The organism is Solidesulfovibrio magneticus RS-1 (assembly GCF_000010665.1).
GTDB classification, from domain to species: Bacteria; Desulfobacterota; Desulfovibrionia; order Desulfovibrionales; family Desulfovibrionaceae; genus Solidesulfovibrio; species Solidesulfovibrio magneticus.
This window is the reverse complement of sequence record NC_012796.1, coordinates 4,913,184-4,937,336: the sequence shown is the minus strand read 5'-3', so window position 1 is coordinate 4,937,336 and position 24,153 is coordinate 4,913,184. Positions and strand designations below refer to the sequence as shown.

Annotated in this window: 16 protein-coding genes; 6 read left to right on the top strand and 10 right to left on the bottom strand. The window is 68.8% G+C overall.

The annotated features are described in order from the left end of the window. Nucleotides 1–2: 2 nt before the first annotated feature. The 4 genes from DMR_RS23985 to DMR_RS20525 form a co-directional block, all read right to left on the bottom strand. On the bottom strand, nt 3–2,516 hold the full coding sequence (locus DMR_RS23985; RefSeq protein ID WP_015862970.1) for a DUF2079 domain-containing protein: 2,514 nt from the start codon (nt 2,514–2,516) through the stop codon (nt 3–5). Beyond that, nucleotides 2,509–5,391 (bottom strand): hypothetical protein, encoded by a 2,883-nt coding sequence (locus DMR_RS20535; protein ID WP_043602070.1) that lies wholly within the window; start codon nt 5,389–5,391, stop codon nt 2,509–2,511. The genes DMR_RS23985 and DMR_RS20535 overlap by 8 nt, the downstream gene beginning before the upstream one ends. Nucleotides 5,392–5,579: 188 nt before the next feature. Further along, on the bottom strand, nt 5,580–6,746 hold the full coding sequence (locus tag DMR_RS20530) for a glycosyltransferase (RefSeq protein WP_015862968.1): 1,167 nt from the start codon (nt 6,744–6,746) through the stop codon (nt 5,580–5,582). A gap of 216 nt (nt 6,747–6,962) precedes the next feature. After that, nucleotides 6,963–9,356 carry a methyl-accepting chemotaxis protein gene (locus DMR_RS20525; protein ID WP_015862967.1) on the bottom strand — a complete coding sequence of 798 codons (2,394 nt, stop codon included), beginning with the start codon at nt 9,354–9,356 and terminating at the stop codon, nt 6,963–6,965. A 376-nt stretch (nt 9,357–9,732) separates the two neighbouring features. On the opposite strand from DMR_RS20525, the gene DMR_RS20520 reads away from it, so the two are divergent. The 6 genes from DMR_RS20520 (at nt 9,733) to DMR_RS20490 (ending at nt 17,305) form a co-directional block, all read left to right on the top strand. Next, nucleotides 9,733–11,445, top strand: coding sequence for a glycosyltransferase family 39 protein (locus DMR_RS20520; protein ID WP_015862966.1), 1,713 nt, complete (start codon nt 9,733–9,735; stop codon nt 11,443–11,445). A 40-nt stretch (nt 11,446–11,485) separates the two neighbouring features. Beyond that, nucleotides 11,486–13,564, top strand: coding sequence for a formate dehydrogenase subunit alpha (gene fdhF, locus DMR_RS20510; protein ID WP_081429659.1), 2,079 nt, complete (start codon nt 11,486–11,488; stop codon nt 13,562–13,564). Nucleotides 13,565–13,715: 151 nt separating this feature from the next. Then, nucleotides 13,716–14,660, top strand: a complete 945-nt coding sequence (locus DMR_RS23980) for an IS110 family transposase (protein ID WP_148208341.1) — start codon at nt 13,716–13,718, stop codon at nt 14,658–14,660. Nucleotides 14,661–14,790: 130 nt separating this feature from the next. After that, nucleotides 14,791–15,360, top strand: a complete 570-nt coding sequence (locus DMR_RS20500) for a 4Fe-4S dicluster domain-containing protein (RefSeq protein WP_232502847.1) — start codon at nt 14,791–14,793, stop codon at nt 15,358–15,360. Next, entirely contained in the window at nt 15,357–16,784 is a 1,428-nt protein-coding gene (locus DMR_RS20495) for a [Fe-Fe] hydrogenase large subunit C-terminal domain-containing protein (protein WP_015862962.1), read from the top strand. The genes DMR_RS20500 and DMR_RS20495 overlap by 4 nt, the downstream gene beginning before the upstream one ends. Further along, on the top strand, nt 16,784–17,305 hold the full coding sequence (locus DMR_RS20490; protein WP_015862961.1) for a 4Fe-4S dicluster domain-containing protein: 522 nt from the start codon (nt 16,784–16,786) through the stop codon (nt 17,303–17,305). The genes DMR_RS20495 and DMR_RS20490 overlap by 1 nt, the downstream gene beginning before the upstream one ends. A gap of 159 nt (nt 17,306–17,464) precedes the next feature. Here DMR_RS20490 and DMR_RS20485 read toward each other — a convergent pair whose 3' ends face one another. From DMR_RS20485 to ahcY, 6 genes are all read right to left on the bottom strand, one after another. Then, nucleotides 17,465–18,685 carry an ABC transporter substrate-binding protein gene (locus DMR_RS20485; RefSeq protein ID WP_015862960.1) on the bottom strand — a complete coding sequence of 407 codons (1,221 nt, stop codon included), beginning with the start codon at nt 18,683–18,685 and terminating at the stop codon, nt 17,465–17,467. A 2-nt stretch (nt 18,686–18,687) separates the two neighbouring features. Further along, entirely contained in the window at nt 18,688–19,686 is a 999-nt protein-coding gene (locus tag DMR_RS20480; protein ID WP_015862959.1) for an ATP-binding cassette domain-containing protein, read from the bottom strand. Continuing rightward, a complete protein-coding gene (locus DMR_RS20475; RefSeq protein ID WP_232502846.1) occupies nt 19,683–20,414 on the bottom strand; it encodes a GTP-binding protein in 732 nt (243 codons plus the stop codon). Before DMR_RS20475 ends, DMR_RS20480 begins: the two co-directional genes overlap by 4 nt. Nucleotides 20,415–20,579: 165 nt before the next feature. Next, nucleotides 20,580–21,104: a tRNA (N6-threonylcarbamoyladenosine(37)-N6)-methyltransferase TrmO gene (gene tsaA / locus DMR_RS20470; RefSeq protein ID WP_015862957.1), complete on the bottom strand. Its 525-nt coding sequence runs from the start codon at nt 21,102–21,104 to the stop codon at nt 20,580–20,582. A gap of 184 nt (nt 21,105–21,288) precedes the next feature. Next, nucleotides 21,289–22,476 (bottom strand): GGDEF domain-containing protein, encoded by a 1,188-nt coding sequence (locus DMR_RS20465; RefSeq protein ID WP_015862956.1) that lies wholly within the window; start codon nt 22,474–22,476, stop codon nt 21,289–21,291. A gap of 249 nt (nt 22,477–22,725) precedes the next feature. Continuing rightward, complete coding sequence (ahcY, locus tag DMR_RS20460; RefSeq protein ID WP_015862955.1) at nt 22,726–24,150, bottom strand: adenosylhomocysteinase; 1,425 nt, start codon at nt 24,148–24,150, stop codon at nt 22,726–22,728. Nucleotides 24,151–24,153: the final 3 nt, after the last annotated feature.

Sequence of the window (24,153 nt, the reverse complement as noted above, 5' to 3'; positions counted from 1 at the left end):
GCCTAGGGCGTCGTGGCCGGAGCGGCAGGAGCCGGCTGCGGGGCCGGTTGGCCGGCTTCGATGGTTTCGACGTTCTTGGGACGTCGGGGCCGGGGCTTCGGGCGCGGGGCGGCCTCGTCGGCCGGGGCGGCGTCCGGGGCCAGATTTGGCGACTGGCCCAACGTTTGGCCCGACGGGGCGGCGGCCGGCTGGCCCTGCCCGGCCTCGGACGACGGGGCGGCCTCCACGGTTTCGGGCTTGGGGCGGCGCTGGCGTTGGGGGCGTTTGGCCGGGGCTTCGCCTTCGGCGGCGGGGGTGTCGGCCGGGGCCGGAATCACGGCCGAAGATGTGGCCGGCTGGCCCGGGGCGGCCTCGGATGACGGGGCGGCCTCCGGCGCGTCGGGCTTGGGGCGGCGCTGGCGCTGGGGCCGTTTGGTCGGGACGTCGCCCTCGGCGGCGGATGCGTCGGCCGGAGTCGGAACCCCGGACGAGGCCGGCGGCGTGGCCGGGGCCGGCTGACCGCCGCTCGGTCCGGGTTGATCGGCCGGGGCGGCTTCGCCCTCGCGGCCGGCGGGCTTGAGCTTTTTGGCGCGCTGGCTCGGGAACCGGTCCAACACTTCCACTTCAATCTCGGTGCCCAGGTCGCCCTCGGGCGTAGTCTGAGGCGGTCCGGCCGGGGCCAGGGCGGAACCTGGCGCGGCGGGGGCGGCGGTGGCCGGCGTGGCCTGGGCCGGCCCGGTCTTGGGCGTGGCCGATGTCTGGCCGGTCGGCACGGCAGCGCCTGGAGCGGCCGTGGCCGGCGATCCGACGACGGCCGGCGGCTGTCCCGGCGTCGCCGGCTGGGCGGCCGGTTGGACGACCGGCTGGTTCACGCTCGGGCTGGCGGCGACGCCCTCGGCCGGTTGTCCGGCGGCAGCCGCCTCGGCTGGCAAGAGGGCCGGAGCCGGGGGCGGGGTCGCGGGCTTTGGCCGGCGCAGGATGAGGAAACCGCCCTGGTCGTAGAGGGCCTCGAACTCCTGGCGGGCGCGGATGACGAACACGTTGAACTCCCGGGCCACGTCCTCGTCGCGGCAGGCTCCCTGGATGAACTCGCAGCCCCGGTCCAGGACGAACCAGGGCCGGGTGAGGTCGAGCAGCACATACTGGGCCTGCCAGGACCGCACCGGCAAGTTCGGGGTTTGCCGGGTGCGCACGAAGGTCCAGAAATCGGCCCAGGTCGCGCCGGAGAGGTCGCGCACGGGATGGGGTTCGAACACGCCCAGGGGAAAGCTGTTGTAATCCAGCCGCTCGGCCAAGGCTCCCCAGTTCAGGGTATTTTGGGACACCACGGCCACGCGCGGGTCCTGGGGCACGACTTTGAGGATCTCGGCCAGGATGGCGGCGTCGCGGGCGGTGGGTTCGTAGGCGTCGCTGGAAAAGGCAAAGCTGTCGGTGGTCCAGAAAAGGCGCGACACCGGCGAGGGGGCCAGCATGACGTGGGCGATGGCCAGCCAGCCCATGACGGCGAACACCACCCGCCCGGCCCCGGCCCCGGACTGGCGGGCCAGGACGCGCACCGGCCCGAGCACCTGGCAAAAGGCGAAAAAGAGCACCCCGGCCGCGCCGGCGGTGTAGTGGTTGGCCCAGCCGTAATAGCTCGGGTTGGTGGAGAGCAGCGACAGGGCGATGGTCGGCAAGGCCGGCAGCAGGAGCTTGGGCCGCAGCAACGGAAAAAAGATCAGAGAGCCAAAAAGGAAAAAGAGGTACTTCCATTTGCCCGGCACGCCGAACACCACGGCAAGCACCTTGCCAGGCTGGGTGATCAGGGTGACCAGGGCCGCGCCCGGGCTGCCGCCGAGCCAGGAGAAGGCTCCGCTTTGGATGCCAAGGCCGGCGTCGGCGGTGCAAAAGGGCACGATCAAAGACGTCGTCACATAAAAATAGAGCGCCCCGAAAGCGGCCAGGAACAGCCCCGGACTGCGCCGGCCCTCGCACAGCCACAGATAGGCCCCACAACAAATCGTGGTCAGGGCGTAGGGTTCCTTGACCAGGGACGGGGCCAGCCCAAGCACCACGGCCCAGCCGATGCGGCCGGTGGTGGCGGCGGCCAGGAAGCCGTAGAGGATGGGCACGAGCAGATGGTCGAGGTGAAAGTCAAACAGCGCGTTGGTCCAGACCGGGAAAAACAGGGCATAGGCCATGGCGGCCAAAGTGCCATGGCGGCGGCCGGCGAAAAAGGCCGGCAGGGCCAGGACGAAGGCCTGGGACACCAATAGCGCCAGCGGCGCGGCCTGGTCCGGCGCCAGCCGGTAGACCTGGGCGTAGACCGGCAACAACGGCTGGGCATGGCCGAGAAACGCCCGCCACCACTGGCCGGCCACATGGAGTGAGTGGAGGTTGGACAGAAAGACGCCAAGGTCGAAGACCGTGGAATGCAGGGCCAGGTATTTCAGGCACGACATCACGGCCAGGACGCCGAACAGCCCGGCGAAGACCGCGCCGCCGACCTTGCGGGCGGGCGGCTCGGGCAAAAGTGCCGGGGCGTGGTCCTTAAGCATGGTCGTCCTCCCGGCGGCGCGGGGCGAAAAGCCCGGAGGCCATGACGGCCAGGCAGAAGACGTAGGCGGCAGCACTTCCCATAAGCCCGATGAGGTACGAGGTTTGGGGCGCGAAGAAAAGCAGCAGTTCGTAGTCCAGGCCGCCGTCGGCCCGGGCGGCGAAATAGCCGGGCGTATCGGAAGCGGCCTCGGGCAACAGGCGCACGAGACCCGGCGGCAGCCACCAGGCGTTGGCGAAGCCATACGCCTCGACATGCAGGGCCTCGGGCAGGGCGACCGGGCCGCCCGGGGCCGGGGCGCTCCAGCCGGCCGGGTCCTGGGGCCTGGAGACGGCTTGGGGCGTGGCCGGGGCAAAGGCCGACGGGAAAAAGGCTTCGGTTGTGCCCAGCGCCGGCAGGTTGTCGTTCTGGATGGCTCCGGCGGTCAGGGGCGAGACGTAGTCCACGGCGAACCGGGACTCGGTTTCCCCGGTCACCTTGCCCCCCGGGCCGTAGAGAAAGGCCTCGCGTTCCTTGTTCGCGCCGTCGCCCAGGCTGGAGACCAGCCCTTTTTTGACGTAGCCGGCCAGTTCCGCCTGTCCGGCCTGATCCAGTCCCTGGACCGGGAAGGGATGGTAGGCGGCGGTGAGCGCGGCCATGTCCCGGCCCTGGCCGGTCAGTTCGCCCACGGTGCGCGGCACGAGCATCGCCTTCCAGCCGGTGTGGAAGGTCTCCTGGAAGACCAGGGGAAAGCCGGCCTTGGCCCCGTGGACGCGCACCCGCACGGCCGTTGGCCCCAGGCGGCGAAATTCCACCGTGGGCGGGTCCAGGCGGTTTTTGGGCCGCACCACGGCCAGCTTTTTCTCGCCCGCGCGGTCGGCCAACAGCCGGGTGGCGGTGGGGCCGCCGCCCTGCATGGCGGCCACGAATTCCAGAAAGACCGGATCGGAACCGGCCCGCAGATAGACCGTGCCCGGATCGTAGTCCGGCAGCTCGATCTCCTGGGCCAGGGCGGCGGCCACGGCGTTGCCGCGATAACCGCCGCCCACGGCCTCCACGGCGGCCACCCGGTCGCCGGGCCGCACCAGGGGCAGGAAGTCTTCGTTTTTATAGAGCGCCACGTCGCGGAAAAGGGGCATGGCGACAAGGCCCTCCTGGCGGGCCAGGTTGGCGTCGAAAACCGGCTTGTAGTCCTTGTAGCCGTCCACCATGGCCGGGGCCGCGAACGCCGGCTGGAAGTCGTCGTAGGTGTAGGCGTGGTCGTAGCGCGGGTAGACCAGGAACCGACAGGAGCCCAGGCCCAGGAGCCGGCTGATTTTCGTGCTCGGGCGCTCGGCGTAGAAGCCGGAAAAGACCGGCTCGGCCAGGGGATGGGTCTTAAAGGCCATGAAAAAGGGCTTGGGCGAATAGGCCGAGGTCCACTCGAAGGTGTAGTCGGTGTCGCCGGGCCAGGTGATGCCGATGGGCGGCAGGTAGCTCACGCGAAAGGCGTCGCGCCGGTCGCGCAGGAAGCCGTAGACCGAGGCCACTTCGGGGTTGATGGGCGTCTGGTGCAGGGTCAGCGGCTGGGGATCGCGCTCGGGGTCAAAGGGGCGGGTGAGGCCGCCGGCCAAGAAGGGCGAGACAAATAGGCCAACGGCCATGGCGCAAGCCCCGGCGGCGAGCCTGGGGCGCGGCGCGGCGGCGACCAGCTCCGCCCCGGCCCGGGTCAGGAGCAGGGCATAGGGCAGGATCACCAGGGGCAGCCAGCGGGTGGTGTTGGAAAAGGCGGCAAAAAGGATGGGCAGGGTCTTTTTGAGGGCCAGCTGGTAAAAGACCAGCCCCGGCAGGGTGCGCGAGCCGGCCACCAGCAGCACGCCGCACAGGGCGGTGACGAAAAGGCCGGTCAGCTCCGGACTTTTGCGCCGGGAAAAGGGATAGGCGAAGACCCCCAGCGTCAGGGCCAGGGCGGCCAGATTCCAGGGAATCCCCAGACCCCGGGGCACGGGGTAGACGTATTCGGTGTCCATGCCCGGGCGCAGGCGCAGGAAAAACGAGGCGTCGGCCGGCTGGCTGGTGGACTCGTGGTAGGCCTCGCGCCGGGGTAGTTCGGAATCCACGGTCACGTCGCCGTCGGCCGAAACCGACAGGCCCCAGCCGTGGCGGATGGCGCCCTTGCCGAAATAGTCGCCGAAAAACGGAGCCATGAAATGGATGTTCATGGCCACGGCCACCGCGCCCAGGCCGACAAACGCCACGACAAGCGCCTTGCGGCGCTGGCAGGACACGAACCGGCAGGCAAAGGCGATAAAGAGCATGGCCGCCGCGCTCATGCCCACGCCCGGATGCAGCGACGTGAGCCCCAGAACAAAGCCGGTGGCGACCGTGGCCCGAAACACCCCGGGCCGGCCGGCGGCGAGGCGGTCCAGCAGCGACAGGGCGGCCAGTATGACCACCGGCAGCAGGGCGTAGCCCACCAGCATGGGCATGTGGCCGGCCACCACGCGGCTTAGGGCATAGGGCGAGAAGGCGTAGAACACGGCGGCCAGAAAGGCGAAAAAGGGCGGCAGGGCCAGCCGGCGGGCAAGGGGCCACAGGGTCGCGCCCGAGGCAAAGACAAGGCACAGCGGCAGCCACTTGGACACGGCCTCGCCGCCAAGGACCGACGCCGGCCACAGGGCCAGCCAATAGAGCAGCTCCAGCTTGAAATAGTGGTAGCGGCCGGTTTCGAAATAGGCGTCCCAGGTGGAGAAATGATGCCGGGCCATGTCCCGGAACTGCTCGGCGAAATTGGGGATGCCCCAGTCCCAGGTGTGGCCGACGATGCCGGGCCGGGCCAGCACCCCGGCGAAAGCGACGCAGGTCAGCGCGGCCAGGGCGGCCAGGGCGGCCAGCGCGTACACCGTGTTTCGTCGCATGACGTCTTGTTCCTTTGCCTTGGCGATGGATGGGGCGAACAGGCGGCCGTCGTCAGGACGCGCCCGGGGGCGGCGGTCGGCCGGCACGGGTCGCCCCGGCGGCTTGTCGGAGCATGGCGGCATTTTTCAGATGCCTGCCGCGCCATCCGGCCTGGCCCGAAAGAAATTCTTGTCGCGGGCGCGACCCGCTAGCGCACCGGCGGGGCCAGGGCCGCCTCGAAGGAGGCGTCGAAGATGGCCGACCAGCGGTAGCGCTGCATGTAGGCCACGGCCGCCTGGCGCATGGCCCGCCAGCGATCCGGGTCCTCGACCATGGCGGCGATGGCCGTAGCCACCCCGTCCACGGTGTAAGGCGCGACCACGCCGGCCGCGAGCGCGTCCACGTCCTTGGCGATTTCCGGCACGTCGGTGATGACCACCGGCAGGCCGCAGGCCAGATAGTCCTTGACCCGGCTGGGATCGGCCCAGCGCGACAGGTTGTTGTCCGTGGGGCGGTAGAGCGCGAGGCTCAGGTCGAAGGCCGGCAGGGTTTCCAGCACCTTGTCGTGGTTCATGACGCCGTGGAGCACCACGCTCTCCCCAAGGGCGGTCAGGCGCGGCTCGTAAGGCGCGTAGACCACGCCGTCCTCGATGGCGTTGTTGGGCGTCTTGCCGATGACGTGCAGCGTCAGTCCCGGGAAGCGCTGGGTCAGGGCCGGCCAGGCCTCGATGACCAGATCCACGCCCTTGGACGGGCTCAGCGCTCCCAGCAGCACGACGTCGCGCGGGGTTTTGGCCGACTTGTCGGGCAGGTCGATCTTTTCAAGATCCACGCCCACGGGCACCAGCACGTTGCGGTCGTCGGGCAGCCCTTGCTCCCGGCGAATCTCCACGATGCGCGGCGAGATGTTCCAGGCCGCGTCGCAGTTGTCCAGACAAAAGCGGTCCAGGGCGTGGTAGAGCTTATTGAGCATCTTGCTGGCGAAGCGCTCAGGCATCCAGTCTATGGTGTAGTAGACCACCCGCCGGATGAGTCCCAGGCGTTTGAGCACCATGGCCACCACGCCGTTTAAGGGGTCGCAGGCCACGCAGGTCTCGAAGCGCGAAAAAAAGCCGAGGAAGAAAAAGACCGAGAAAAAGGCGTCCTTGAAATAGGTGACCAGCCCCGGCAGCGCCGCGCCGCAACGCTTTTTTTCCGAGACGAGCCGGCCGCCGACGTATTTGCGGGCGATGGAGCGCCGGTCCGAGCAGTAGTGGAAGGGGTGGTAGATGATCCCCAAAACGTCGCTTCGGGCCTTGAGGTAGTTCTCCAGGGCTTCCGAAGGGCCGGCCAGATCGGTGATATGGCTGATGAGCAGGGCTTTGGTGAAGCGCATGGTTCTCCCGCGCGGCAAACGAGTGGATGGGACCGGCCGATGCGTCCGGTCGGGGCTTGAGGTAGCCGCATCCCTCGCGGAAATCAAGCCGGCGTCGGGAAAAGGGCGCGAGAGCCGGCTCGCCGCGCCCGTGAAATACGCTGTGGCGTCGTTTTGCACCAATCGGCGGTGTTGGGATGGGCCCGGCCCCTGGGAGAGGCTTTTACGGACGCGGCCTTAGCCTCGCATCTCCTCGATAAGGCGCATGAGGTCGCCGGCCTGGCCGGCCAGGTCGGAAACGGCCCCGGCGGCCTCGTCCATATCCCGGGCGGTTTCCTCGGCCACCTCGCCGATGGAGTAGACGGCCCGGTTGATCTCGTCGTGGGCCGTGGCCTGGGTCTTGGCCGAGGCGGCGATCTCGCGCACGGCCCGGGCGGCGTCCTCGCAGCTTTCCACAATGGCGGCCAGGGTGCGGCCCGAGCCGGCCACCAACCCGTCGGCCTGGGCCACGGCCGCGGCCGCGCCGGCCGCCTTGGCCGCGCTGTCGTCCACGGCGGCCAGCACGGCATGGACCGAACTTGAGACCTCGCGGGTGGCCAGCATGGTTTTTTCGGCCAGCTTGCGGACTTCGTCGGCCACCACGGCAAACCCGCGCCCGGCGTCGCCGGCCCGGGCCGCCTCGATGGCGGCGTTAAGCGCCAGCAGGTTGGTCTGGTCGGCGATGTCGGAGATGACGGAAATGATGCCGCCGATGGAGGCGGCCCGGTCGCCCAGGGCGTCCATGCTGGCCCGCAGCTCGCCGGACAGCTCGCGCACTTGGCTGATGGCCCGGGCGGTCTGCTCCACGGCCTCGCGGCCGGCCTTGGCCTGGCCCATGGCCGCTTCGGCCCCGCCGGCCGCGCCGTCGGCCCCGGCGGCCACGGCGTCCAGGGCCTGGTTGAGGCCGGCGATGGCCCCGACGGTCTCCTGGAGCTGGGCGGTCTGGGTCATGGCCCCGTCGGACACGGCCACCACCCGGCCGGACAGGGCCTCGGCCCGGGAGGCCACGTGGCGGGCGATGTCCTCGGCCTGGAGGGCGGCCCGGCGCAGGGTCTCGTTACGGCTGACCACGAGCGCCTCGGTGGATTTGACGTCGGTCAGGTCCACCACCAGGGCAAAGGCCCCGATGAGGCCCTCGTCGAGGTCATAGAGCGGCGCGGTGTCCACGCGCACATGGCGCAGATCGTCCGAGCCGTCGGACAACAGGGTTTCGACCCCCAGCCTGCAGGCCCGGTCGGTGAGGCAGCCCGTCAACTGGCTGGTCAGCTCCGGGTTGCGGCCCAGGACCTCGGCCGCCGGTCGGCCGAGAACGGCCTTGTAATCGTCGCCGCGCCCGAGCAGATGGAGCAGGGCCGGGTTGACGAAGGTCACCCGGCCGTCAATGTCGGCGACCAGGCAGGGCAGGGTGATGGCTTTCAAAATGCTTGAGGAAAAGCCGAGCTTGTTCTTGATTTCCGCCACCATGGCGATCAAGCCCTGGCGCAGGCGTTCCATTTCACCGCGAAGGGTCGCCGGTGGCGCGGCCGCGAAGTCGCCGTGGGTGACGGCGGCCAGATAGTCGAGAATACCAGCCAGGGGCTTGAGGATTTCCTTGCGCAAAAACAGCGTCACGGCCAGGAGCACCAACCCGGCCGTCACCCCGGCCACGGCCAGGGAGACATGGCGCAGGCCCCGGGCGGCGGCAAAGGCCTCGTCGGCCGGGGTACGGGCCACCAGGGCAAAGGGCGTTTCGCCAAAGACCACCGGCGCATACGCGGCCAGGGTCTCCTGGCCGCCCTCGTCCGGGCCGGAGGCGTCGCCGGTCTGGCCGGCCAGGGCTTTTTGGGCGGTGTCGGCGGACACGCCGGAAATGGCGGCCAGCCCCTGGGTTGAGGCCACGCGCACGCCGCCGTCGGCCCCCACCAGCACAAACTCCCGGGCCATGCCGGCCGCCTCGCCCTGGCCCATGATGCGGGCCAGCTCGGCGCGCGGCACGCGCAGCACGGCGGCGGCCTCGATCATGGTGCCGACATGGTTTTTGATGGGCGCGGCCACAAACGCGGCCGGCTCGCCGCCCAGGGGCGCATAGGGCGCGAAATCGGCAAAAGTGATCTTGCCGGCCATGGCCCCTTTCCAGGCAGCGGCCAGGCTGGAATCCTTGAGCGGCCCCGCCTTGAGGTCCTCGCCGACCTCCTGGCCGCCCTTGGCCGCGTAATAGACCCGGCCGTCGTCGGCCACCACCAGGGCGTCCTCGAACCCGAGCACCTCGGTGAAGGGGGTAAAGGGCGGGGCCACGTAGTCGCGCAGATCCTTGTATTCGTCGGTGGCCGTCTCCACCCGCACGCCGGGTTTGCCGAGCATGAAATAGTCCCGCAACATGCCCACGCCGTTATACACTTCCTTGACCTTGGCCAGGATGGCCGCCTCGCGCAGCCAGGTGGCCGCCGCTGCCTCCAGGGCCTGTTTGCGGCTGTCCCGGGCGGCTTCCAGGCCGGCGAAGGCCTGTTCGCCGAGGATGCTGCCGGCCTGGCGCATGCTGACCACGGCCGTGACCGCCAGGGGCAGGATGCTGATGGCCAGACAAAAAAGGATAAGCTTGTATTTGAGGCTCATGGCACGTCTCGAAGGCGGTGGGTTGTCCAGGGCTGACTGGAATTGCCGCCACTGCTACGTGGCGATGGGCGCGGTCGGGTGAAGGCTTTGCGGCGTTTTCGTGACGAGGCGGGCGGGACGGGGGAGATCGGCGTCACCGATTCGCCGCACGCTTCCTTCCAGGGGGACGCGGCGTCGCGGCCGTGGGCGCTTTGCAAGAGGACCGGATCGGGGAAGCCGCGCCTGGTCGCGGCCTGGAGGTTGCGTAACCGGATTGTCGGAACCGGCGTCTAAGCGGCGGGTTGGGCGTCGCACGGCGGCGCGGACCCGGACCGGTCGCCTCGCGGACGGGAGGCCAGGCCTCGCGCCTGGCACGCCGCCCCGGTCGGGATAGGCTATGTGGCGTACGCGTTTCGTCTTCTGGTTTTCCGGTTTGTCCCGGCCCCGAAGAGGGCTGCTCCCCTTGGTCCTGGCGCTGGCCGCCGTGCGCGTGGTCGCCGTGGCCCAGATCCAGCTGCCGTTTAACGGCTGGGACGAGCTGCCGCATCTGGCCGTGGCCTACCACGTCCACAAGACCGGGGTGATGCCCACGCCCCGCACACCCATGCCGCGCGAACTCGTGCCCTTCATCACGGCCCATCCCCACCCGACCACGTCGCTGTCCATGCTGCGCGGCATCGACGCCAAGCCCTATCCCGGCGGCGATCCGGCCTGTTCCCTGGAGCCGGCCAAGCGCTTCGACATGTTCTGCTACCAGGCCCAGCACGGGCCGCTGCTCTATTTTCTGGCCGCGCCGTTTCTGTCCGGCTCGGACCCGGCCAGCCTGCTGGCCTGGGCCGACGGCGTGCGTTTGGTCAACGGGCTGCTGCTGTTGCCCACGCTTTTCTTGTGGCATCGCCTCCTGCGCCGGGTGTTCCCCCTCGATGGGCGGCTGTCCTGGCTGCCCGACGGCGTGATCGTGTTGGCGGCCAGCTTTTCCTACGTCTTTTATAACTTTGCCCGGTTTTCCAACGACGCGTTGGCCCTTTTTCTCGGCACGTCCGCCTTGGCCCTGTACCTGCTGCATATCGCGCCGCGCCCGCTGGCCGCGCCCGGTCGGCTCTGGCGCTACGCCCTGCTTGGCGCGGTCATCGGGCTGGCCGTGCTGGCCAAGTCCACCACCCTGGCCCTTGTTCCGGCCCTGGGCCTGTCCGTCCTTTGGCAGGGCCGCCGCCCCGGGAGCCGTCGGGCGGCGCTGGTCTGCGCCGCCGCCCTGGCCGGGGGCTACCTCGCCGTGGCCGGCTGGCATCATGCCGTCAATTTCGCCAGGTACGGCCAGCCCACGGCCATGCAGGAGGCGGCGCTAAACGCCAAACAGGGGTACGGCCCGGCCCGTTACTTCAAGGCGGCGTCCAACCTGGGCTACGGCGTCTTTCGCAACCCCGTGCTCTACAACGCCATCCCCCATGTGGCCGGCTGGTCCAACCTGCGTTCGCCGGATTGGATGAGCAGCGTCTTCAAGCTGGCCGTGACGTTTTGCGCCGCTGCCCTGGCCGTGGCTCTGGCCCGCTCTAGGGCACGGCGCGAGGCCGGACGGCTCGGCGGCGGCGTGGCCTGCCTGGGGCTTTTGTGGCTGTTCACCGTGGCCGCCCTGGGCTACCACGCCGTGCACTCGGCCGCCCGCTGGGGCGTGCCCACCACCGGCGGCTGGTACGGCATGTTGGCCCTGCCCGTGACCTTGGCCGCCCTGCTCGCCGGCCCGGCCCTGTGCGGCCGGCGCGCGGGAAGCCTGGCCCTGCTGCTGCTGGCCGGGGTGTTGAGTGCCGCCTTTCTCGACGGCACGTACGGCGTACTGCCGTTTCAGGAGACGGGCGCGGCCGGATTGAGCGAGGCCGGGAGCGTGTTGGCCGGCCATCACGCCCTGCTGCGCATTCCTCTGCCGGTATTCCTGGCGGCTGACGTTTTGTGTCTGGCGGGCTGCCTGATCCTGGTCCTGGAGGCGGTCTGGCGCTCGGAAACAGCCGGCAAGGTTGTGGCGTTGCATGCAATCAACGTGAGAGCACGGCGGCGGGCCGCGCCCCTGGAGGCCACCCTGGCCCCGATTGGCGCGGCGGAAAGGGCCTTGCCGTAACCGCCATGTCCTGGCATGGCCTGTGCCTCAAGGCACGCCCATGCAACACATCCCCACCATTTGTCCCTACTGCGGTGTCGGCTGCTCCCTGACGCTTTGTGTCGAGGACGGCCGCGTCGTTCGGGCCGAACCCGGCCCGTCGCCCTCGGTCAACGGCCCGGCGCTGTGCGCCAAGGGCCGCTTCGGCTTCGATTTCGTGACCCATCCCGACCGGCTGCGCGCGCCGCTCATTCGCTCGCGCGGCCGGCTGGTCCCGGCCTCCTGGGACGACGCCCTGGCCCTGGTGGCCGGCCGGCTGGCCGAGGCCGCCGCGGTCGGCGGCCCGTCGGCCGTGGGGGGCTTTAGCAGCGCGCGTTGCACCAACGAGGAGAACTACCTCTTCCAGAAGCTTTTCCGGGCCGGGCTAGGCAGCAACAACATCGACCACTGCGCCCGGCTCTGACACGCCCCCACCGTGGCCGGTCTGGCCACCACGCTGGGCAGCGGCTCCATGACCAACGCCATCGGCGAAATCGCCGCCATGGGGCCGGGCGACGCTCTGTGCGTCATCGGCTCCAACACCACTGAATGCCATCCGGTCATGGGCCTGGCCATGCTCGAAGCCAAGCGCCGTGGGGCGGCACTCGTGGTCATCGACCCGCGCGAGATCGATCTGGCGACCAGGGCCGACGTCTGGCTGCGCCTGACCCCGGGCACGGACGTGACGCTCTTGTCAGCCATGGCCCGGGTGATCGTGGACGAAAGCCTGGCCGACGAGGATTTCATCACCGCCCGCACCGAAGGCTTCGAGGCCTTCCGCCAAGGCCTGGCCGCCTTTGCCCCCGAGGACGCGGCCGGGGTCTGCGGCCTGCCGGCCGAGGCCATCCGCCGGGCCGCGCGCCTTTTGGGCAAGGCCGCCAACGCCGCCTTCTACTACACCATGGGCGTCACCCAGCACGTCACCGGCACGGACAACGTCCTGGCCGTGTCCAACCTCGCCCTGGCCACGGGCAACCTCGGCCGGCCCAAGACCGGGGTGAACCCCCTGCGCGGGCAAAATAACGTCCAAGGCTCCTGCGACATGGGCGCGCTGCCAAACGTCCTGACCGGCTACCGGCCGGTTGGCGACGATGCGGCCCGGGCTTTTTTTGAAGCGGCCTGGGGCGTGAAGCTGCCGGCCGAGCCCGGGATGACCATCCCCAGGATGCTCGACGCCGCCCACCACGGCACGCTTCGCGCCGTCTACGTCTTTGGCGAAAACCCCATGCGCAGCGACCCGGACGTGGCCCATGTGGCCCATTGCCTGAAAGCCCTCGATTTCCTGGTGGTCCAGGACATCTTTTTGACCGAAACGGCCGAGCTGGCCGACGTGGTGCTGCCCGGGGCGAGCTTCGCCGAAAAGGACGGCACCTTCACCAACACCGAGCGCCGGGTGCAGCGGGTGCGCCGGGCCGTGGACCCCATCGGCCACAGCCGCCCGGACTGGATGATCCTGGCCGAGCTGCTGGCCCGCCTGGGCCGGCCCGAACGCTACGCCGACGCCGAGGCCGTCTTCGACGAGATGCGCCGGCTGACCCCCAGCCACGCCGGCATGACCTACGCCCGGCTGGAACGCGGCGGCCTGCAATGGCCCTGCCCGGACGAAACCCATCCCGGCACGCCTATCCTCCACGTGGGCCGCTTTGCCCGGGGCCTGGGCCGGTTCGTGCCGCTGGCGGCGCGCTCCCGGGCCGAGCCGCCCGACGACGGCTATCCGCTGACCCTGTCCACCGGCCGCGTGTCGCCCCACTACCATACCGGCACCATGACCCGGCGCTGCTTCGGCCTGGCCGGCGCGGCCCCCGAGGAACTGGCCGAGGTGCACCCCGACGACGCCGCCCGCTACGGCATTACCGACGGCGGCCTCATGCGCCTGCGCTCGCGCCGGGGTGAGGCTACGGCCCGGGCGCGCGTCACCCGCCGCGTGCCGCCCGGCCTGGTCTTCATGACCTTCCATTTCACCGAATCCCCGGCCAACGCCCTGACCACGGCCGAGGCCGACCCCGTGGCCGGCACGCCGTCGTTCAAGGCTTGCGCCGTGGCTATTGAGAAGAGCGAAGAAGAAGAGAAGATGCCTTGTATGTTTCCCCATCGAGGTTAGCTTGATGGGGTCAAGGGGACGATAGGTCGAAATTGCCTTGAGTTTTAAGCTCGAGCCGGAGCCATGATCGTCGTCCCCTTCTTCCATGAAGCCCGAACCGTTGCTTGGGCTAAGAGCCCGTATCACAAGGCTGGGTACTGGAGGAATGTACATGGCTGCTGACTGTTTCATCGGAATTGATGTCTCTAAGGAAACTCTTGCTGTCCACACGCTTCCTGACGGAAATGACTTTCAATTTGTTAACGACCCCGATGGTATAAAAGCTATCTGCAGGAAATTTTCAAAATTTCGTCCAAAGCTTATTATCATCGAGGCGACTGGCGGCCTTCAAATTCCTGTTGCCACGGCATTGAGTCTCAAGAAATTCCCCGTTGTAGTCATCAATCCCCGCCAGGCTCGGGATTTTGCGCGAGCTAAAGGACGGCTGGCTAAAACAGACAAGATTGACGCTGAGATTCTTGCTCTTTTTGGCAAGCAGATGGAGCCTGAAGTACGCCCTCTGAAGGACGAGCAAGCGCAAGAAATGAGTTCGCTAATGTCCAGGCGCAACCAACTCATTCGAATGCTTGTCATGGAAAAAAATCGTTTTACTCGTGCTTATGGCTCGGTAAGAGCAGATATAGAGAAGAATATTGACTGGCTTGAGGAACGATTGTCTGAGATCGACACGCATCTTGGCACAGTAGTACGAGCGAGTCCGATTTGGCGTGAGCGAGACAATTTGCTCCGGAGCGTCCCTGGAGTCGGAGATGTCCTATCAAGGTCGCTCCTTTCCAATCTGCCTGAGCTTGGAACGTTGAATCGTCGGGAGATCGCTGCTCTTGTTGGGGTTGCCCCTTTGAATTGTGACAGCGGAAAGCGTCGAGGAAAACGTCGTGTATGGGGAGGTCGAAGTGATGTTCGATCTGTATTATATATGGCTGTCTTGTCAGCTAAAAAATACAATCCCGTCATACGTGATTTTTACAATCGCCTCAAGGAAGCCGGCAAACCACATAAAGTCGCCGCAGTTGCTTCGATGCGAAAGTTGATAACGATTTTGAATGCAATGGTGCGATCCGGGCAACCGTGGGGACAGTACGCACACGCGGCGTAGATCCCTGATTATCGGTTGACTCAGAACACCGTTGCTCCGGCGGCCGGGGGGATGATCCCCCCGGACCCCCCGAAAGGGGGAATGGGGGTAAGCGAGGTGGGAAGTGAATAGTATGGGATTGAGGCCATTTGTGAGTGTGACGCCTGGGGCCTGCATTGGCTGCCGGGCTTGTGAACTGGCCTGCGCCGCCGCCCATATGGCGGCCGGGGCCACCGTGGGCAGCCTGACGCGGCCCCCGGTCCCCAGGCTCTATCTCGTGCGCGAGGCAGGGACCGCGGCCCCCGTGGCCTGCCGCCACTGCGAGGCCGCGCCCTGCGCCGCCGTGTGCCCTACCGCCGCCGTGCGCTGCGACGCCTCGGGCGTGGTGGTCGAACCGGCCCGCTGCATCGGCTGCAAGGCCTGCCTGGCCGTGTGTCCGGTCGGGGCCATGGCCATGGCCGAGGTCCAGGATCACGGCCGGCCCGTGTTGCGCCGCGTGCCCGATCCGGCCGTGCCGGGCGGCTTTGTCGAGGAACCGGCCTGGCTGGCCAGCAAGTGCGACCTGTGCCGCGAGCGGCCGGCCGGCCCGGCCTGCGTGGGGGCTTGCCCGGCCGGGGCCTTGTCCCTGGTCATACCGGGCGAGGTGCGCCGCGTTCGGCTCTTGGCCGCCGCCCGGGCCATGGCCGCCGCCGCGTCCGGCGCGCGGGAGGAAGGAAGATGAGCGCCCGTCCCGTCATCGCCCCCGGTGTTGCCCCCGTCATTGCCATTGACCCGAACCTGTGCACGGGCTGCCGCCGTTGCGCCGAGGTGTGTCCTGTTGGGGCCGTCACGGGGCCGCAAGGCCAGGCCCAGACCATCGACGCCGAGCGCTGCGTGCTGTGCGGCCAGTGCGTGCAGGTCTGCTGCGCCTTTGCCGCGCCCTTTGACGAGCCGGCCCATGATCCTGCCGCCATCCGGCGGCAGCGGGGCGCGTCCGAGGCGGCCGGCCCGGTCTTCGCCGCCCATGCCCGGTGCGATCTCGATGCGGCAAAGGTCTTGGTCGCCGATCCCTCGCGGGTGGCCATGGTCCAGTGCGCCCCGGCCGTGCGGGTGACCTTGGCCGAGGAATTCGGGCTGGCTCCGGGCTCGCTTACCCCGGGCAAACTGGCCGCCGGCCTGCGCCGCCTGGGCTTTGCCGTGGTCTACGACACCACCTTTGCCGCCGATGTCACGGTGATGGAGGAAAGCGCCGAACTGCTGGCCCGCATCGCCGAGGGCGGCCGGCTGCCGCTTTTCACCTCCTGCTGCCCGGCCTGGGTGCGCCATGTGGAAACGGCCTGGCCGGAATTGACCCCCCACCTGTCGTCCTGCAAGTCGCCCCAGCAGATGGCCGGGGCGCTTTTCAAGAGCTACGCCGCGTCCCTGGACGGTTTCGATCCGGCCGCCGTGGCCAGCGTCTCGGTCATGCCCTGCACGGCCAAGAAGCACGAGGCGGCCCGGCCGGAACTGCGCTCGGGGCCGGCTGCCCTGGCCGATGTGGACGCGGTGGTCACCGTGACCGAGCTGGCCGCCTGGCTCAAGGAGGCCGGCATCGACTTCGCCGCCCTGCCAGGCGAACCCTTTGACGCGCCCCTGGGCCGCTATTCCGGGGCCGGCGTCATCTTCGGGGCCACGGGCGGGGTCATGGAAGCGGCCCTGCGCACGGCCGTGGCCCTTTGCGGCGAAGGCCGGGAAACGGCCGGTCCGGAATCGGGCATCGTCTTTACCCCGGCCGGTCCCGGCGTCGCCCGGGCCGAGTTCGAGCTGGCCGGCAACAAGCTGGCCGCCGTCACGGTCTCGGGGCTGGCCAACGTGGGGCCGCTGCTGGAAGCCGTGGCCGCCGGAACGGCCGATTTCCAGTTCATGGAAGTGATGTGCTGCCCGGGCGGCTGCGTGGCCGGCGGCGGCACGCCCAAGCTCCTGCCCGGCGTGGACGTGGCCGCCGCCGTGGCCGCCCGGCGTCAGGCGCTTGGCAATCACGACCGGGCCTTGCCCGTGCGCGCCGCCCACGCCAACCCGGCCGTCACCGAACTCTATGCAGCCTTTCTGGAGCGGCCGTTGTCCCACCGCTCCCATGAGCTGCTGCACACGGTCTACGGCGGGGCGGCCAAGGGCGGGCACGACTGATGCACGCCATGGTTCTGGCCGACGCTGAGCGCTGCATCGGCTGCCGGGCCTGCGAGATCGCCTGCACCCTGGCCCATGCCGCCACTGGGGAAGATCCGGGCCGGGCCGCCGAGGCCGGCGCGGCCTTTGCCCCGCGCCTGACCGTGGTGCGCGACGGCGGGCTGGCCGTGCCTGTCCAGTGCCGCCAGTGCGAGGCTGCGCCCTGCGCCGCCGCCTGCCCGACCGGAGCGCTGTATTCCGACGGCCGGTCCGTGGCCGTGAACACGGCCGCCTGCACCGGCTGCAAGGCCTGTCTGGCCGCCTGTCCGGTGGGGGCCATGGACATGCTGCCGCTGGCCTCCCTGCCCGGACGCAAGGTTGCCGGAAAGTGCGACCTGTGCGCCGGCCGGCCGTCCGGTCCGGCCTGCCAGGCCGTGTGCCCGGCCGGAGCGCTATTTCTCCACGACCCACAGGCGCTTGGCCGGCTATGCGCGGCCAGGCGTCGCCGGGCTGCCCTGGCCTGTGCCGGGGCCGCGCCCTGACTGCGGTCGCCTGAGCAACGATATTCCCCGCCCCCCAGAACGCCAATTTCCACCCTAACCCCCTTTACCCATTTGGGGGGTCCGGGGGCCTCAGGCCCCCGGCGGAGAGGTCCAGGAGAGGCAGCGCCTCTCCTGGCCGCCGGAGGCATTCCCCCCCGCTTACCGATGCTGCTCGTAGTACGCCGTGGCGAAGGCCGCGCCGGATTCGGCGATGAGCGGTCCGAGGTCGCGGCTTTCCAGCACGTCCCAGCCGATAAACCGCAGGCGTTTGCCGGCCGGCATGCCGCCTCCCGTGGCGGGCAGCGTCGGCGGCAGGGCCGCGCCGGCGCAGATGGCCGCCGCTTCCCGGCCCAGGAACAGATCGAGCAGGGGCGTGACGGCTTTTTTGGCCGTGGCCTTGACCATGACGAAGAGCGGCGACACCAGGGCTCCGTCCTCGGGCCAGATGATTTCCACATCGCCTTGGCGCGGGGCGGCGTTGGCGAAAAAGGCCGGCATGACGGCGATGGGCGGCGCGTCCGTGCCCGGGGCCGGGCGGAAGACCTGGGCCGGGTGGGTGTCGCAGACCATGGATCGTCCCAGGGCGGCCAGGGCGTCCAGGCCGTGGCGCAGGCGGATATGCAGCAGCAGGGTGGAATCGCCGGCCGTCTCGGGCGGGCCGCACAGGCCGATCTTGCCGGCATAGGCCGGATTAAGCAGGTCGTCGAAGGAGCGCGGCACGGGCAGGCCGCCCAGGCGCGAGGGCACGGCCACCATGACCAGCGGATTGACGGCGTAGATGCGGCACACGCCGCGCGGGTCGGCCAGCCCGGCCTCGGCCAGGGCCGTGTTCATGTCCTGGGGCAGCCGGGCCAGCAGGTCGCCGTCGGCGAAGCGGTCGCGGAAGCTTTTGGAAAGAAAGCCGTTGAGGCCGGCCGACACGATCATGTCCGGCACTTCTTCGGGGCGCGAGAGCTCCGAGGCCAGATCGTTGAGGGTATGCTTGCCGCAGCTGTCCATGAAGATGCGCGGCCAGGGCGCGCTTGGTGGCAGGGATTCGCGCAGATTTTCCAGAGCGATGCCCATGGGGGCCTTGAGCGGGCAGGGCAGGCTCAAAAACAGGCGCAGGCCCGGGGAGAGCGGGTTCCAGCCGTCGCAGAAAAGCGGCGTCATGCCGGGCGCGGGTCGGTCGGCGGCGGCGTGGAGCGCTTCGGCGAAAAGCGGGGCGGACAGGCCCGAGACGGACAGCAGCGAAGCCATGGACAAAAAGGGCGCGGCGCTGGCCAGGAATTCGGCGTCGGTGGCGGCCGTGATGCCCAGTTCGGCCAGCACACCCCGGGCGGCGGGATGGGCGGCCAGGAAGCGGGTCACGGGCAGGGCGAGGTCGGGGAGCTGGGGCATGGTCATTTCTCCTGGGAAAAACACAGGGAACCGCCCCGGCGCAGGGAGTCGCGCAGGGCGGCGAGCTTGGCGTCGGCCTGCGCCAGGGCGGCCAGGGACGCGTGTTCCTCGGGGCTGGTGGCGATGACGGCGGCCACGGCTCCGGCGGCAAAGACCAGCCGGCGGCCGGCGGTCAGGGCCAGGAGCGGATCGTGGGTGGCCATGAGCACGATCTTGCCGCTGCCGGTAAGGAGTGAAATGGCTTTTCGACGGTCGATGCCGGCGTTTTCGATCTCGTCCACCAGCACGATGGGCGAGGCGCACAGCCGGGCCACGTCGGCGATCATGAGCGCCCGGCTCTGGCCGCCGGACAGGGCGGTGAGCGCCGTGTCCGGGCCGAAGGGTTCGCCGGCCAGTTCGTTGGCGAGGCCCTCCACCGCCTCGGCGGCGGCCGGGGCGTCGGCCAGAAGCCGGCTTTCGGCGTGGGCGACGAGAAATTCGCGCACGGTCAGGTCCATGACGAAATGCATGTTCTGGGACAGCTGGGCCACCAGCCGCCCGGAAGCGGCCAGCCGGCCGGCGGCGTCGGCGGTCTTGCCGTCCAGGAGCACCCGGCGGCCCGTTGGGGTGTCGCCGTTGGCCAGCCATTCGACGTCGGCCAAAAAGCGGCTCTTGCCCGAGCCGGTGGGGCCGACCAGGGCGGCCACGTCGCCGGGGCAAAGCGTCAGGTCCAAGTGTTCGGGCCGGCCGTCCTTGCCCGTGCCGCCGCGCACGGTGAGGGAAGCGACGCGCGGCGCGTCGGCCCGAAGGCGCGGCAGGGCGGCGAGAAAATCCGCGAACCGGGCGGAGAGTGTGGCGGCGTCCGTGCCGACCTCGGCCAGGGCGTCCGGGGACAGGGCGGCGAAGTAGTCGGCCGGGGCGGCTTTGGGGGCGGGCATGGGCAGGCCCTGGGCGGCGAAGAAATCCCGGGCTGGGGGCAGCGCCTCCCAAATGGCGGCAAAGGTCGGGTACGTACTGGTCATGCCGGCTCCCGGGGAAAGTCCATCTTGCGCACGTTGCCCATCTGGTGGTCGGTCCCGATCTTGCGTTGGCCCAGGCAGTAGGAGCACACGGCGGCGGGCATGGTGAAGCGCAGGCTGGCCCCGTCGAGGCTGGGCGTGGCCGGCGCGCCGGCCACCACGTGGGCCAGGGCCTCGGCTCCCTGGCCGGTGAGGCCGCTGACGAAAAGCACCGTGGCCCGGGGATTGGCCCGGCGCACGCGGAAGGCGAAGACCTCGCGCTCGGCCTGGGAGACCACGTCGCCCTTGGTGACGGCCACCACGTCGGCCAGGCGCAGCATGGGGCCGATCTTGGCCGGGGTGTCGATGCCCGAGAGGTTGTCGACGACGCACACGGCCAGCGCCCCTTCGACGTGGGGGGCGCAGCGGTTGCACAGGCCGGCGCTTTCGACGGCCAGCACGTCGAGGCCCCGGGACAGGCCCCAGGCGTGGGCATCGGAGGCGTTGCAGACGAAGAAATGGTCCGGGCACAGCGCCCCGGACTGGCCGGCGGCGCAGGGGATGCCGGCGGCGTCGAAGACGTCCTTGTCGCGGCCGGTCAGACAGTCGAACTTGACCACGCCCAGGCGTCTGCCTTGGCGGCCCAGCACGGCGGCAAGCTTGAGCAATACCGACGTCTTGCCCGACGAAGGCGGTCCGGCCACGGTGACAAGCTGCACGAACCTCAGACGCTCCCTTGCCGGATCGGCCATGAAACCGCCCAGCCCGTTTAAACCCCCTTCTCCCCCTTTCAGGGAGGGTCCGGGAGGGGCTAAGCCCCTCCCGGCCGCCGGAGGCATTCTTCGTTTTCTTACGGCAGCGCGACGGCTGCGAAACCGTGATCAGCCAGAATGGTCTTTCCGTCAACGTCACGCGGTCTAACGGAACCGGTCGTCGGAGGTGTACTCGCCGGCGTTGCGGGCCTTGCCGGCGAACCAGCCGGTGCGCTCGGCCTGCCAGACGTCGAAGCGGGGCACGTAGGGCTTGATGTCGAGCACGGGCGTGCCGTCGAGAACGTCGACGTTGCGCAGATGGACGGTGGAACCTTCCACGCCGGCCAGCTCCAGCACGGACAGGCCGATGGGGTTGGGGCGCTTGGGCGAACGCGTGGCGAAAATGCCGTGATGGTCGTTGTCGAGGAAGGGTTTGACCATGAGGTCAAAGCCCGTCACCCGATGGAGGTGGTAGAGCAAAAAGACGTGGGAGAAGCCCTCAAGGTCGGCCAGACCGGGCACGAAGTCGGCATGGACTTCGACGTGGCCGACGACGCCGAGGGCTCCCACGGGTTGGATGGGCATGCCGGCGATGTCCCGGAAGGGGGAGCGCAGGATGCCGATGGAGCGGTAGGCGATGTCTTTGGCGGGTGTGTGCACGGCAAGTTCCTTGGGCGTTGGCCCGATCATCCCCTATCAACTTTCGGGCCAGACCGGCCGTCAAACGATTGCAAGGGGTTGCAATCTGTGTCCCGGAAGCCCGGAACAATTGCGTAGTCTAGCCATACAAACTTGTGTGGTGTGTAGCAACCAAATGAAAAGACACGGCTTTTAGGATTGCCGTGCCAGTTGTCGCCAGAGCGGAAGGGGGCGGTCAGGAGGCGAGGGGACCGGGGGGGCAGTCGACGGCGGTCTCGGCCTGGCGCACGCAGTTGCGGGTTTCGTCCTTGGCGGCCAGCAGGGCCATGTCGGCCAGACGCAGGAAGTCCGCGCCGGAGTCGTCCAGGCTGCCCCGGCGGCTGGAGACGCCGATGGTGGCCGTGAGCGGCTCGGGCAGGCCGTAGCTTTCCCAGTCGTGGCAGGCGATGGCGGCGCGCAGGGTCTCGGCCAGCCCGGCGGCGCGGTCCGGGGGCGTGCCGGGCATGACGACGCAGAATTCGTCGCCGCCGATGCGGGCCACGAAGCCGAACGCGCCGACCTCGCGGATGAGGATGCGGCCCAACTCCACCAGCACCACGTCGCCGGCGGCATGGCCCAGGCGGTCGTTGACGGCCTTGAAATGGTCGAGGTCAATAAGCGCCAGGCTGGTCCAGTCATTGCGGGCGGCGGCCCGGGCCAGGGCGGCGGTGAAGGCGGCTTCGAACCCGCGCCGGTTGGCCAGTCCGGTCAGGTGGTCGATGTCGGCCAGACGGCGTATCTCGGCCTCGGAGCGTTCCCGGTGCAGCAGCACGAAGCCCAGGGTGCAGGCGATGAGGCTGGGGGCGGAAATGAGCAGGGAATAGGACTGTACAGGCCCCGGGGCAAAGGGGTTGGCGGTGGGATTGCTGTTCAGGAAAGCGGCCATGCCGCGCAGCAGGCTGGCTCCGGCCCCCAGGACATAGCCCAGGGCGAAGATGGCGATGACGCGCGGGCGGTACTGGGTGCGCCGGGCCAGGAGCACCCCAGCCAGCATGAGGCATTGGCCGGTGTAGAGGGCGTTGGCGAAGATGGAGCGCATCCGTGGCACGTCCATCCAGACCGTGAAGATGCCCAGGGCCAGAAGCACCGGCAGGGCATAGGCCAACCGGCTGCGCCGGTTGCCGAAAAAGACGTCCAGGGAGGCGAGGTAGCAGGTCCAGGAGGCGGTGAAGAGGAGGTTGGCCAAAAGTATGGAAAGGAGGTCGGAAATACTGCCGCGCAGCAAAAAAAGCGGTCCCGAGGCCAGTTGCACGGCTAGGCCGGCAATCCAGAGCCAGGCTCCCTTGGCCCGGGAATCGGAGAAGGCCACTGCAAGCATGGCGGCAATGCAGAGGTTGGTGACGAAGTAGAGGATGATGGTTGTAGGGAAGTCCAAGACCGGCATTGGCGGTGGGTAATATGAAACCCTATCCCGCGCAAGGGTTGTTGTGTTTTTTTGCTGCCCGCGAGCCAAACAATCGGGGCCGCCGCGACGGGCATCGCGGCGGCCCCGGTCCGAAGCGGGAGGGCAATCCCTGTTCGGAAAGGCCTTGTGTCGCGTCCACGAAAAGCATCTCAGGCGTTTCGCGGGCCGCGGACAAAAAAACCTGTGTTTTTCTTAAAAAATACTCCCGTATTTTTTAAGGGCGGGCCACTAGTAGCGGTAGTGGTCGGGCTTGTAGGGGCCGGCCGCGTCGATGTTGAGGTAGGCGGACTGGGCCGGGGTCAGGGTTTCGAGCTTGGCGCCGAGGCGGGCGAGGTGCAGCCGGGCCACTTCCTCGTCCAGGAGCTTGGGCAGTGTGTAGACGCCGATCTTGTAGTCCTTGGTGGCCAGCTCGATCTGGGCCAGGGCCTGGTTGGTGAACGAGTTGGACATGACGAAGCTCGGGTGGCCGGTGGCGCAGCCGAGGTTCACCAGACGGCCTTCGGCCAGCATGAGGATGGCGTTGCCCGAAGCCATGGTCCATTTGTCGACCAGGGGCTTGATCGACTCCTTCTTGCAGTGCGGGGTGGTCTCCAGGTAGGCCACGGCGATTTCGGAGTCGAAATGGCCGATGTTGCAGACAATGGCTCCGTCGCGCATCTTTTCCATGTGCGCGCCGGTGATGACGTCGCAGCAGCCGGTGGCGGTGACGAAAATGTCGCCCTGGGAGCAGGCCTCGTCCATGGTGGTGACTTCGTAGCCTTCCATGGCCGCCTGCAGAGCGCAGATGGGGTCGATCTCGGTGACCAGCACGCGCGCGCCAAAGCCCTTCATGGAGTGGGCGCAGCCCTTGCCCACGTCGCCGTAGCCGGCCACGACCACGACCTTGCCGGCCACCATGACGTCGGTGGCCCGCTTGATGCCGTCAGCCAGCGACTCGCGGCAGCCGTAGAGGTTGTCGAACTTCGACTTGGTGACCGAGTCGTTGACGTTGATGGCCGGGAACAGCAACTCGCCGGCCTGCATCATCTGGTAGAGGCGATGCACGCCGGTGGTGGTCTCCTCGGACACGCCGCGAATCTTCTTGGCCATGCGCTCGAACCGGCCGGCGTCGGCGGCCACCACCGCCTTGATGCGGTCCATGATAATGGCCATTTCCTTATTGTCGGTGGGGGCGTTGAGGACCTTGGCGTCCTTGGCGCATTTGACGCCGTGGTGGATAAACAGCGTGGCGTCGCCGCCGTCGTCCACGATGAGGTCCGGGCCGGTGCCGTCGGGCCAGGTCAGCGCCATCTCGGTGCACCACCAGTAGTCTTCCAGGGTCTCGCCCTTCCAGGCGTAGACGGCGGCCAGGCCGTCGGCGGCGATGGCGGCGGCGGCGTGGTCCTGGGTCGAGTAGATGTTGCACGAGGCCCAGCGCAGGTCCGCGCCCAGAGCGTGGAGGCACTTGATGAGCATGGCGGTCTGGATGGTCATGTGCAGCGAGCCGGTGACGCGAAGGCCAGCCAACGGCTTTTTGTCGCCATACTTGGCGATGACGGCCATAAGTCCCGGCATCTCGTTTTCGGACAGCTGCATTTCCTTGCGGCCCCAATCGGCCTGGGCCATGTCGGCGACCATGTAGGGCAGGGAGAGATCAAGGGGTTTGACGCTCATGGG

What these genes read in the sequence shown, in the direction of transcription:
- DMR_RS20490 (WP_015862961.1), top strand. Translation starts at nt 16,784, where the DNA reads ATGCACGCCATGGTTCTGGCCGACGCTGAGCGCTGCATCGGCTGCCGG.
- tsaA (WP_015862957.1), bottom strand. Translation starts at nt 21,104, where the DNA reads ATGATCGGGCCAACGCCCAAGGAACTTGCCGTGCACACACCCGCCAAA.
- DMR_RS20525 (WP_015862967.1), bottom strand. Translation starts at nt 9,356, where the DNA reads ATGAGCCTCAAATACAAGCTTATCCTTTTTTGTCTGGCCATCAGCATC.
- DMR_RS20495 (WP_015862962.1), top strand. Translation starts at nt 15,357, where the DNA reads ATGAGCGCCCGTCCCGTCATCGCCCCCGGTGTTGCCCCCGTCATTGCC.
- DMR_RS23985 (WP_015862970.1), bottom strand. Translation starts at nt 2,516, where the DNA reads ATGCTTAAGGACCACGCCCCGGCACTTTTGCCCGAGCCGCCCGCCCGC.
- DMR_RS20485 (WP_015862960.1), bottom strand. Translation starts at nt 18,685, where the DNA reads ATGCCCCAGCTCCCCGACCTCGCCCTGCCCGTGACCCGCTTCCTGGCC.
- DMR_RS20530 (WP_015862968.1), bottom strand. Translation starts at nt 6,746, where the DNA reads ATGCGCTTCACCAAAGCCCTGCTCATCAGCCATATCACCGATCTGGCC.
- DMR_RS20480 (WP_015862959.1), bottom strand. Translation starts at nt 19,686, where the DNA reads ATGACCAGTACGTACCCGACCTTTGCCGCCATTTGGGAGGCGCTGCCC.
- DMR_RS20535 (WP_043602070.1), bottom strand. Translation starts at nt 5,391, where the DNA reads ATGCGACGAAACACGGTGTACGCGCTGGCCGCCCTGGCCGCCCTGGCC.
- DMR_RS20475 (WP_232502846.1), bottom strand. Translation starts at nt 20,414, where the DNA reads ATGGCCGATCCGGCAAGGGAGCGTCTGAGGTTCGTGCAGCTTGTCACC.
- DMR_RS23980 (WP_148208341.1), top strand. Translation starts at nt 13,716, where the DNA reads ATGGCTGCTGACTGTTTCATCGGAATTGATGTCTCTAAGGAAACTCTT.
- DMR_RS20520 (WP_015862966.1), top strand. Translation starts at nt 9,733, where the DNA reads ATGTGGCGTACGCGTTTCGTCTTCTGGTTTTCCGGTTTGTCCCGGCCC.
- ahcY (WP_015862955.1), bottom strand. Translation starts at nt 24,150, where the DNA reads ATGAGCGTCAAACCCCTTGATCTCTCCCTGCCCTACATGGTCGCCGAC.
- DMR_RS20465 (WP_015862956.1), bottom strand. Translation starts at nt 22,476, where the DNA reads ATGCCGGTCTTGGACTTCCCTACAACCATCATCCTCTACTTCGTCACC.